Origin of the sequence: Aeromonas sp. ZOR0002, assembly GCF_963866995.1 — a bacterium.
GTDB lineage: Bacteria > Pseudomonadota > Gammaproteobacteria > Enterobacterales > Aeromonadaceae > Aeromonas > Aeromonas caviae.
Window position 1 is genome coordinate 8,174 of record NZ_CAWMFQ010000243.1, and the last position, 9,743, is coordinate 17,916.

Annotated in this window: 10 protein-coding genes and 1 pseudogene; 2 read left to right on the forward strand and 9 right to left on the reverse strand. The window is 62.5% G+C overall.

Features of this window, described 5'->3' with window-relative positions:
• From AACR77_RS13475 to glnK, 3 genes are all read right to left on the reverse strand, one after another.
• The coding region (locus AACR77_RS13475; RefSeq protein ID WP_042882139.1) for an ABC transporter permease at positions 1–689 on the reverse strand (689 nt) is incomplete at its 3' end.
• A 39-nt stretch (positions 690–728) separates the two neighbouring features.
• Positions 729–1,736, reverse strand: coding sequence for a Fe(3+) ABC transporter substrate-binding protein (locus AACR77_RS13480; protein WP_039039971.1), 1,008 nt, complete (start codon positions 1,734–1,736; stop codon positions 729–731).
• Between the two features lie 228 nt (positions 1,737–1,964).
• Positions 1,965–2,303, reverse strand: a complete 339-nt coding sequence (gene glnK, locus AACR77_RS13485; protein ID WP_005332325.1) for a P-II family nitrogen regulator — start codon at positions 2,301–2,303, stop codon at positions 1,965–1,967.
• A gap of 201 nt (positions 2,304–2,504) precedes the next feature.
• On the opposite strand from glnK, the gene arfB reads away from it, so the two are divergent.
• Together arfB and AACR77_RS13495 are read left to right on the forward strand one after the other, a co-directional pair.
• A complete protein-coding gene (arfB, locus tag AACR77_RS13490; RefSeq protein ID WP_010673067.1) occupies positions 2,505–2,921 on the forward strand; it encodes an alternative ribosome rescue aminoacyl-tRNA hydrolase ArfB in 417 nt (138 codons plus the stop codon).
• Between the two features lie 26 nt (positions 2,922–2,947).
• A complete protein-coding gene (locus AACR77_RS13495; RefSeq protein ID WP_041215824.1) occupies positions 2,948–3,442 on the forward strand; it encodes a methylated-DNA--[protein]-cysteine S-methyltransferase in 495 nt (164 codons plus the stop codon).
• 613 nt (positions 3,443–4,055) lie between these two features.
• Here the strand turns inward: AACR77_RS13495 and AACR77_RS13500 are convergent.
• From AACR77_RS13500 to AACR77_RS13525, 6 genes and pseudogenes are all read right to left on the reverse strand, one after another.
• Entirely contained in the window at positions 4,056–5,252 is a 1,197-nt protein-coding gene (locus tag AACR77_RS13500) for a NupC/NupG family nucleoside CNT transporter (protein WP_039039970.1), read from the reverse strand.
• Positions 5,253–5,434: 182 nt separating this feature from the next.
• Positions 5,435–6,370: a LysR family transcriptional regulator gene (locus AACR77_RS13505; protein ID WP_010673064.1), complete on the reverse strand. Its 936-nt coding sequence runs from the start codon at positions 6,368–6,370 to the stop codon at positions 5,435–5,437.
• 82 nt (positions 6,371–6,452) lie between these two features.
• On the reverse strand, positions 6,453–6,989 hold the full coding sequence (locus tag AACR77_RS13510) for a glutathione peroxidase (RefSeq protein WP_010673063.1): 537 nt from the start codon (positions 6,987–6,989) through the stop codon (positions 6,453–6,455).
• A gap of 59 nt (positions 6,990–7,048) precedes the next feature.
• Positions 7,049–7,612: an NnrU family protein gene (locus tag AACR77_RS13515; protein WP_010673062.1), complete on the reverse strand. Its 564-nt coding sequence runs from the start codon at positions 7,610–7,612 to the stop codon at positions 7,049–7,051.
• Between the two features lie 262 nt (positions 7,613–7,874).
• The gene (locus AACR77_RS13520) at positions 7,875–9,008 is read right to left on the reverse strand and encodes a glycerate kinase (protein ID WP_042882141.1); all 1,134 of its coding nucleotides are present in this window, start codon (positions 9,006–9,008) and stop codon (positions 7,875–7,877) included.
• Positions 9,009–9,017: 9 nt separating this feature from the next.
• Positions 9,018–9,743: pseudogene (locus AACR77_RS13525) on the reverse strand (GntP family permease); the annotation flags it as partial.

Sequence of the window (9,743 nt, forward strand, 5' to 3'; positions counted from 1 at the left end):
CCGAGCCAGGTGTCGTAGATGGCGGTGGTCAGGGTGTTGATGGCAAAGAAGTGGACGGTGGCAAAGTCCGCCAGCGTTTCCATCGCGACCAGAGATGCCCCCACCATGATGGCCGGGCGGGCCAGGGGGAGGCTCAGGCGGCGAAAACTCTGCCAGGGGGTGCAGCCGAGCAGACGGCTGGAGTGAATGAGGCTGACCGACTGCTCCAGGAAGGAGGCCCGTGCCAGCAGATAGACATAGGGGAAGAGCACCAGCGCCAGCACCCAGGCGGCGCCCCCGAGGGAGCGAATGGCCGGGAACCAGTAGTCGGCCGGCCCCTGCCAGCCAAACAGGGCCCGCAGCCCCGCCTGCAGCGGGCCCGAGTAGTCGAGCAGGTCGGTATAGACGTAGGCAACGATATAGGAGGGCATCGCCATGGGCAGCATCAGCGCCCATTGCAGGGCGCGGCGCCCCGGCACCTCGCACATGGCCACCAGCCAGGCGGTGGGCACTCCGAACAGCAGGCTGAGGCAGACCACCCCCAGCACCAGGCCGGACGTGTTTCGCAGATAGTCGGGCAGTACGGTATCGGCGAGGTGGGCAAACAGTTCCCCATCAGCCGAGAAGGCGGAGAAGACCAGGGCGAGTACCGGCAAACCCAGCAGCAGAGCGGTGACCCAGCTGCCGGCAATCCATCCAAAATGTTTCATGAGTCCACAGATGTTGATGGGGCCGTTGGCCCCATCTGATTACAAGTCGAATTTCACTTCATCCAGCAGTTGCAAGGCGTCCTTGCGGTGCTTGGCGTAGTCGCTGACCGGCATGGGGTCAGACTTGAACGTGCCCCAGGACTTGACCATGGCAGAAGGCTCGACCCCCGCCTTGACCGGGTACTCGGCATTCACATCAGCATACATGTGCTGGGCGGTATCCCCGGAGAGGAACTCCATCAGCTTCTGTGCTGCGTCCTTGTTCTTGGCATACTTGGTCATGGCCACGCCGCTCACGTTGACGTGGGCACCGCGATCACCCTGGTTCGGGAAGTTGATTTCCACCGCGTCGGCCCAGGACTTCTGCGCCGGGTCCTTCAACATGGCACCCAGGTAGTAGCTGTTGCCCAGGGAGACATCACAGATGCCGTCCTTGATCGCCTTGACCTGATCACGGTCGTTGCCCTGGGGCTTGCGCGCCAGGTTGGCCTTGACCCCTTCCAGCCAGGTCTTGGTATCCGCCATGCCGTGATGGGCAATCATGGACGAAACCAGCGCCACATTGTACTCGTGCTTGCCACTACGGGTACAAATTTTTCCTTTGAATTCAGGCTTGACCAGATCTTCGTAGCGGATGGTGTCGAGCTTGCCAAGACGCTCCTTGCTGGAGTAGATGGCACGCACCCGGGTGGTCAGGGCGAACCAGCGGTTGTCCGGATCGCGATAGATGGAGGGGATGTTCTCCTGCAGCGTCTTGCTGTCCACCGGCTGCACCAGGTCCTTGTCCACCAGCTCGGTCAGACGGCTGATGTCCACGGTCAGCATCAGATCGGCCGGAGAGAGCTTGCCTTCCCGTTCCAGACGCTCGTTGAGCCCCTCTTTGGCAAACACCACATTGACCTTGATCCCGGTCTCCTTCTCGAACTGCTGGATGATGGGCTTGATCAGCTCATCCTGACGGTTCGAATAGACGTTTACCTCCTGGGCGGCGAACGCCGACTGGGCGACAAGCGTGGAGAAAGCCAGTGCCAACATCTTCATTTTCATCATCCGTTCCTTGTCTGCGTAAAGAGTGATAACCATTTTCGTTTGCATTCTGCATGAATCGGGAGGAGAGGATCAAGGCGGTTTGCTGGGTTGGAACGATCTATTTAATCAGCGGCCAAACAAAAAGACCGGATGGAATCCCATCCGGTCTTTCGACGACCACCCATTCACACTGTCGGCAGAACCTGCCCGGACCTTTGCCCGACCCGGCCGGGCAAAGGAGCGTACTCAGAGCGCCTCGTCGTCGCTCTCACCAGTACGAATACGCACCGCTTGAAGCAGGTCATAGACGAAAATCTTGCCGTCACCGATCTTGCCGGTATAGGCCGCCTTGCAGATGGCCTCGATCACCCCTTCGACGTTCTCGTCTGCGGTGGCGATCTCCAGCTTCACCTTCGGCAGAAAGTCGACCTGGTACTCGGCCCCCCGGTATAATTCGGTGTGCCCCTTCTGGCGACCAAAACCCTTCACTTCGGAGACGGTCAGGCCTTCCACCCCCAGGTTGGCGATGGCCTCGCGCACGTCGTCCAACTTGAAAGGTTTGATAATCGCAGTAATCAGCTTCATCTGGTTGCTCCCAATCCATGGTATGTCACGAATGGGTCATCAATTCTTGTGCCAAGTATTTTTATCGTTTATTTTCATATAGATAGATATGACACTCTGAGCCAGAAAGGCTCAGGATCACCAAGGAAGCGCATCTCGCCCCATAATGAGGCACCAAGCTGCACCAGACTCCCTTGATGCACCAAATGAGAGCATCACCCCATGTTAGTCATCTCCAACAGCGTGATCATCCCCTGGCATGAACTGCAATTCCAGACCATGCGGGCCCAGGGCAATGGCGGGCAGCACGTCAACAAGACCGACTCCGCCGTCTGGCTGCGCTTCGATTATCGCGACTCCCCCAGCCTGCCGCCGCTCTACAAGGAGGGACTGGAGCGGCTCAGCGACAGCCGGGTTCACGACGGCTTCATCCAGATCAGGGTCGAGACCCATCGCAGCCAGGACATGAATCGCAAGGAGGCCATGAGCCGCCTGACCGAGCTGCTGAAAAAAGCCGCTTGGCGCCCCAAGGCCCGCCACGCCACCAAGCCGACCCGCAGCTCCCAGCGCAAGCGGGTCGATGCCAAGAAACGCAAGGGAGAGATCAAATCCACCCGCGGCAAGCCCGTGCTGGAGTGACCTGCCACAAGCCCGAGGACAAGAGAATGCAGTACAGCTTTTGTGAATGCGCCAAGGGGCCCTTGCTCATCGCCATCGATGGGGCCGGGCTGCGCCACGTGGAATTCATGCAAGGGGAGCGCCCCGTCCTGCCGCAACCGGAGTGGCAGCGGGATGATGCCGCCCTGGCCCCCTTCGTCGAGCAGTTTGCCGCCTACTTTGCCGGCCGACTGCGGCGCTTCGATCTCCCCCTGGCCGCCACGGGCACACCATTCCAGCAGGCCGTGTGGCAGGCGTTGTGCGACATTCCCTACGGCGAGACCGTCAGCTACCTCCAGATTGCAGAGGCCATCGGCAACCCCAGGGCCGTGCGGGCGGTGGGCGCCGCCAACGGCCGCAATCCCCTCAGCATCATAGTACCCTGCCACAGGGTCATAGGGCGCAGCGGTGAACTGACCGGCTACGGGGGAGGCATCCCCATCAAGCGCTGGTTGCTGGCACTGGAGCAGGAGACCGCAGACCACTTCGCGCTGACCCCATGAAGGGGCGCGCCTCCTGTCAAATGCAGGTTGCGGGTGCAGGCACCACAGACCACAGGCCACTCGCGCGGATCCTCTGACGAGCGGCATCTCCATCACATACGAGTTGCTGGTCCCAACAGCAGACAGCAGACAGCAGGCGGTATTGCACTATCCATGACGGGCAACACCCCAATCACATGCTGGTTGTTTGCCATCTGGCAGCATGGTTACGTGATTCGCTGAGCCGTCACCGGGATAATCTGTCGCCGGATCCGCCCCATGGCAGGAGCGTGCCCACCGCCCCGATTCATCTTTCCTTTGAGCTGCACAACAAAATAAATCACTGATTATTTATTTTATTTCAGCATCAAACATTTAAAAATCACATTGCAGCAGCATTTTGAAAATGAACACAGTATGAAGAATCGCCTCAGAAGCGCTTCAGAGAGCATCAGGCATCATGGCTTCACACTTGGATGGGACGGCTCATCCCTCATTCAGGTGGCACCCATGTGACGCTTCCAATCTGTCTTTTCCCCGCGCCTCCCCAGAGGCGCTTTTTTTGCCTGCAAGCGGGTGCAAAAAAGCCCGCCGAAGCGGGCAATGACCGGAAGGTGCTGACTTCCAGGGTCTATCAGAGGGCGAGGAACAAGCCTGCCAGGGAGGCGCTCATCAGGTTTGCCAGCACCCCCGCCAGGATGGCGCGCATGCCGTAGCGGGCGATGAAGGACTTGCGCTCCGGCACCATGGCCCCCAGGCCGCCGATGAGGATCGCCATGGAAGAGATATTGGCGAAACCGCACAGGGCGAAGGTGACGATGGCCTTGCTCGACTCGTTCAAGGTCTGATCCTGCACCAGGGCAATGAAGGCGACGAACTCGTTGATGACGATCTTGGTGCCGATCAGGGCACCGGCTGCCTGGGCCTGATCCCAGGGCACACCGATCAGCCAGGAGACGGGGGCGAACAGCCAGCCCAGGATGATCTGGAAGCTCAGATCCAGCCCCACCAGGTCGCCGGCCCAGCCCAGCAGGCCGTTGAGCAGGGCGATCACGCCGACGAAGGCCAGCAGGGTCGCCCCCACGGCGACGGCGATGTTGAGACCCGCCATGGCACCATCGGCGGCCGCTTCAATGACGTTGGTGGCGCGGGGGATCTCCACGTCTTCGTGGTGATCTTCCTCTTGCGCGGCGGGCGGCACCAGGATCTTGGCCATGGCAAGCCCGGCAGGGGCGGACATGAAGGCCGCCGCAATCAGGTATTTCAGCTCGACCCCGATGCTGGCGTAGCCCACCAGGGTGCCGCCAGCTACCGAGGCCAGCCCGCAGCTCATCACCGCAAAGAACTGGGAATCGGACATCCTGGAGAGATAGGGTTTGACCACCAGCGGCGCTTCCACCATGCCGACGAAGATGTTGGCGGTGGCAGAGAGGCTCTCGGCGCGGCCGGTGCCCAGCAATTTCTGCAGGCCGCCGCCGAGCAGGGCGATCACTTTGGGCATCAGGCCGATGTGATAGAGGATGGCGATCAGCGCGGAGAAGAAGATGATCACCGGCAGCACGTTGAAGGCGAAGATGAAACCGAGTTTGAACTTGGCCAGATCCCCGAACAGGAAGGCAATCCCCTCCTGGCCGTAGCCGATGACGCTGCTGACGCTCTCGCTGACACCGTTCAAGACCTGTTGACCGGCGGGCAGCCAGAGCACCAGGGCGGCGAAGAGCACTTGCAGGCAGAGAGCAAAGCCCACTGTTCGCAACGGGATACGACGACGATTATCAGAGCAGAGTGCGGCCAGGGCCAGGATGCTCAGGATACCAAGCAGGGCAATCATGGGGATTCCATCCAGTGAGGCTGAAGATGGGCGCGGATTCTGCTCCCCTCCCCTCACCGCCGCAACCCCGCCGGGTTACAACCCTGTTAGCAAAAACGTTTGCACGATATCGGTTGCGCCAACTGACTGATTTGACACAACTTTGAAACCGCACTCACGCCAGTGTTCTTGTATGGAAACGATTATTCCTCGGTGCCGGACAATTTCCCCCCGAGCCAGGGTGCGAGTCGCTGCGCCCAGTAGGGCCCGGGTCCGAAGCTCTCCTTGAGGAAGTCGATGAACAGCCGGATCTTGGGATCCAGATGCTCTCGCCTGGCATAGACGGCGTGCACCGCCATCTTCTGGTTCGGTTGCCACTGGGGCAGCAGAGGGATGAGCTGACCAGATTGCAGCTCCTTGTCCAGCAGGTAGTTGGCCACATAGGCGATGCCGAGCCCGGCCAGGGCGGCGTCCCGCACCGCTTCCGCCAGATCCACCCGATAGTTGCCCGCCACCTGCACCGTCTGGCGCTCCTTGCCCTGGCGAAATGACCACTCGTGGTAGCGCCGCTCCCGGCTCTGGTAGGTGATGCAATTGTGATGGGCCAGATCCCTGGGGTGCAGTGGCGTGCCGTGACTCAGCAGATAATCCGGCGAGGCCACCAGCACGAAACCGATATCTGCCAGTCGCTGCCCTACCAGGGACTCGGGTTTGTCCTCGTAGGTGGTGATCCAGAGATCCAGCCCCTCATCCACCAGATTGGTGCGGTGATCGAACAGGGACACCTCCAGCTCCAGATCCGGATAACGTGCTTGAAACGCCTTGAGGCGCGGGATCACGTGCAACCGCCCGAAGGATTGACCAACCCCCAGATGGAGCACGCCGCTCACCTTGCCACGGCGCTCCGCCACCATGGATTCCGCCTCCAGCGCCACCGCCACCAGAGCGCGGCAGTGGCGGGCATACTCCTGACCCAGTTCGGTGAGCCCGAAACGGCGGGTAGTGCGCTGTACCAGCTGGGCGCCGAGCGCGGTTTCCAGCAGGGCGAGCTGCTTGCTGATGTGGGATTTGGAGACCCCGAGGCGGCGCGCGGCCGCCGAGATGCCCTGTTCACGAACCAGGGCATCGAAGATCACCATTTGGGGAAGACGTTGCAGCACGGTGTCACCGGAGTGGATGGCGGGGCCGCATTATTCCAGAGTGGCCCGCCATGGGGTAGGGTCAGTGCCCCAGGGCATCGATGATCTGCTGTTTGAGAGGATCATCCGACGGATTCTGGTTGGCGCCATAGCTCGCAATCAGCTTGCCGTCCCGCCCGACCAGGTACTTGTGGAAGTTCCAGTTGGGCGCATCACCGTCGGCAGCCGCGGCCAGCCCCTTGAACAGCGGCACCGCATCCGAACCCCGCACCGCCACCCGGTTGAACATGGGGAAGGTCACCCCGTAGTCCCGGCGGCACACCTCGGCGGTCTTGTTCTCGTTGCCCGCCTCCTGCCAGAAATCGTTGGAGGGGAAGCCCAACACCATCAGTCCTTTCTCCTTGTAGCCCTGATAGAGGGCTTCCAGATCCCGGAACTGACCGCTGTAACCGCAGTAGGAGGCGGTGTTGACCACCAGCACCACCTTGCCCTCGGTCAACTGGCAGAGGTTGTGGCGCTGGGTGCTGTTGAGCTCCCGCATCTCCACGTTGAAGTAATCGGGGCAGGCGGCAGAGACCGCGCCCGAGCCGAGCATCAGCAGCAGGGTGAACCATTTCATCGACGTGACTCCCATTGTTTTGTCCATCATACGCAAGACCCCGGAATCTGGTTCAGGGATCAGTGCAGGGGGATCCCGGTCAGCCAGCCGTGTCCCCAGAAGATAAGCAGAGCCGTGAGGGCCAGCCCCGCCCCCAGACTGATCCCCGTCCCCTGCCAGGTGGCGGCGGCACGGGGGTGACGGCCCCACTCCCGCATCGAAATCCAGACGATGCTGATGAGTGCCCAGAGACCGAGCCCGCCAAACAGCACCAGAGAACGCGCCTCGCTGTTTACCGCCAGATGGGCCCCCGACCAGAGCAGCACCCCGAGCAGCTGGGGATGCACCAGCCAACGGCGGAAATGGTTGGCCCCCTGCCCCGCGCACAGCAGGACGAGGGCGATCGGCATGACCCCCATCACCAGGGTGGGCCCCCAGACAGGCAGAAAATAGAGGGGCATGGGGCTGGCACTGCGCCAGCCTGCGAGGATGCAGCCGATGGCGACGAACACCAGCAGCGAGAAGAGCCCCTTGTAGCGGTTCTCCCCCAGCCGCTCCCGCAGACGGGCGCGGTGTTGTGCCGCGAAACAGGGGTAAAGATGGATCAGGGTGAACAACACCACCCCCAGGGTCAGCAGGATCATGGCTCGCTCCTCGCATATTGCCCCCCGGAATGGGAAGCCCTTCCTCAGGCGGGCCTTGTTTCTCGTGGCTCCCTCACTGTCGGGAGATCACTATGCCGCAAAGCCCCTTGTCAGAATACAAAAACCATATGAAAGACAGCAGGATAATAAAAAAAAGCCGACCCAAGGATCGGCAAGTGCGTCAGAGGTGCCACGCCGGGCCGCTCACTCTGCTGCACGGGGCAGGGTCTGGCCGATGCACCGCATCGGCCAGGAGAGAGGGTCATTTGCGCAGCAGGTAGAGAGCCGCCACGTTGCGAGCCGTGAGCTGCAGGTTGGTGGTGGCGGTGGCCAGCGCCTCCGGCAGGGACATGGCCCGATTGACCACGGCGAACACCGCATCCAGCCCATGCTCGTGCACCACGCCGCAGTCATCGGTGAGGCATCCGGCGATGCCGATCACCGGCTTGCCGAACTGCTTGGCACAGCGAGCCACCCCGATGGGCGTCTTGCCATGGATGGTCTGGCTGTCGATGCGGCCCTCGCCGGTGATGACCAGATCCGCATCGGCCACCGCCTCGGCCAGGTTCAGGGCCTCGATGACGATCCGGATGCCGGGTTTGAGCTCGGCGCCGAGCAGCCCCACCAGGGCAGCCCCCATGCCGCCTGCGGCCCCCGTTCCCGGGATCTCCTTCACCTGCTTGCCAAGCGCCTGCTCGATGCAGTCCGCGTAACGGGCCAGATTGGCATCCAGCTCGGCCACCATCTCGGGAGTTGCCCCCTTCTGGGGACCGAACACGGCGGACGCCCCTTTCGGGCCGCACAGCGGATTGTCCACGTCGCAGGCCACCTCGATGTGGAGCCCGCTCAGACGGGGATCCAGCCCGCTCAGGTCGATGGTGGCCAGCTCGGCCAGACCGGCACCGCCCGGCGCGATGGGGGTACCATCTGCTTTCAGGAGCTTGCCGCCGAGTGCCTGGATCATGCCGGCACCGCCGTCATTGGTGGCGCTGCCGCCGATGCCGAGGATGAGGTGGTTCACCCCCATCTCCAGCGCGGCCAGGATCAACTCCCCGGTGCCGACACTGGAGGTGAGCCGCGGATTGCGCAGCTCGGGCGCCACCAGATGGAGGCCGGAGGCCGCCGCCATCTCGATGACGGCGCGCTTGCCATCCCCCAGCAGGCCCACGAAGCCCTGCACCCTGTTGCCGAGGGGGGCGGTCACCTCGACCGGCAGGATGCGACCACCGGTGGCATCCACCAGAGACTGCACCGTCCCCTCGCCGCCATCGGCCATGGGCAGCTTGACGTAGGTGGCATCCGGCAGCACCTGCTTGAAACCGGCCTCGATGGCATCGGCCACCGCCATGGCGCTCAGGCTCTCCTTGAATGAATCGGGGGCGATCACAATTTTCATATCAGTTCCTTAGGCGAGGCCAAACACGCCAAACATCAGGGTGGAGACAACGGCGACGGTCAGACCGACCGCGGTTTCGTAGGGGATGAGCTTGAGTCGCTCGCCGACGCCCATGTGGACGCTGCCGCCGGTGGCATGGAAGAAGGAGCCGTGGGGCATATGGTCAAACACGGTGGCGCCGGCGTGGATCATGGCGGCCCCTGCCAGGCTGCTGATCCCCAGTTCAATCAGAGTGGCGCTGAACACGTTGGAGGCCACCACTGTCCCGGCCGTGGTCGAGGCGGTCGCCAGCGACATCAGGGCACCGGAGATGGGGGCCAGCAGATAGGAGGGCAGACCGGAGGCGGTCAGGCCGCTGATGAGCACATCTTTCAGGCCGGAGTTGGCGATGATGCCCGCCAGGGTCCCCGTCCCCAGCAGCATGATGGCCACCGGTGCCATGCGGGCCAGGCCCGAGACGGCAAACTGGTTCACCTTGGTGAACTTGCCCATCATCAGGGCCCCGACCAGGCCGCCGAGGGGCAGCGCAATGAGCGGGTCCACCACGATGCCGGCGATGGGACGCAGAGCCAGCAGCAGGATGGCGACCAGGGGCGCACTGATGGCGGCGGCAAAGCCGGGCAACTTGGCACCGTCAAAGCTCACCACCTCGTCGGCGGCCACCTTGCTGCCCCGGTTGTTGAGGCGCTTGGCGAGCCAGTAGGCCATCACCAGACCGAACAGGCCGGGAATGAT

Coding starts and splice junctions, on each gene's coding strand:
- AACR77_RS13480 (WP_039039971.1), bottom strand. CDS start 1,736: ATGAAAATGAAGATGTTGGCACTGGCTTTCTCCACGCTTGTCGCCCAG.
- glnK (WP_005332325.1), bottom strand. CDS start 2,303: ATGAAGCTGATTACTGCGATTATCAAACCTTTCAAGTTGGACGACGTG.
- arfB (WP_010673067.1), top strand. CDS start 2,505: ATGTTAGTCATCTCCAACAGCGTGATCATCCCCTGGCATGAACTGCAA.
- AACR77_RS13495 (WP_041215824.1), top strand. CDS start 2,948: ATGCAGTACAGCTTTTGTGAATGCGCCAAGGGGCCCTTGCTCATCGCC.
- AACR77_RS13500 (WP_039039970.1), bottom strand. CDS start 5,252: ATGATTGCCCTGCTTGGTATCCTGAGCATCCTGGCCCTGGCCGCACTC.
- AACR77_RS13505 (WP_010673064.1), bottom strand. CDS start 6,370: ATGGTGATCTTCGATGCCCTGGTTCGTGAACAGGGCATCTCGGCGGCC.
- AACR77_RS13510 (WP_010673063.1), bottom strand. CDS start 6,989: ATGAAATGGTTCACCCTGCTGCTGATGCTCGGCTCGGGCGCGGTCTCT.
- AACR77_RS13515 (WP_010673062.1), bottom strand. CDS start 7,612: ATGATCCTGCTGACCCTGGGGGTGGTGTTGTTCACCCTGATCCATCTT.
- AACR77_RS13520 (WP_042882141.1), bottom strand. CDS start 9,008: ATGAAAATTGTGATCGCCCCCGATTCATTCAAGGAGAGCCTGAGCGCC.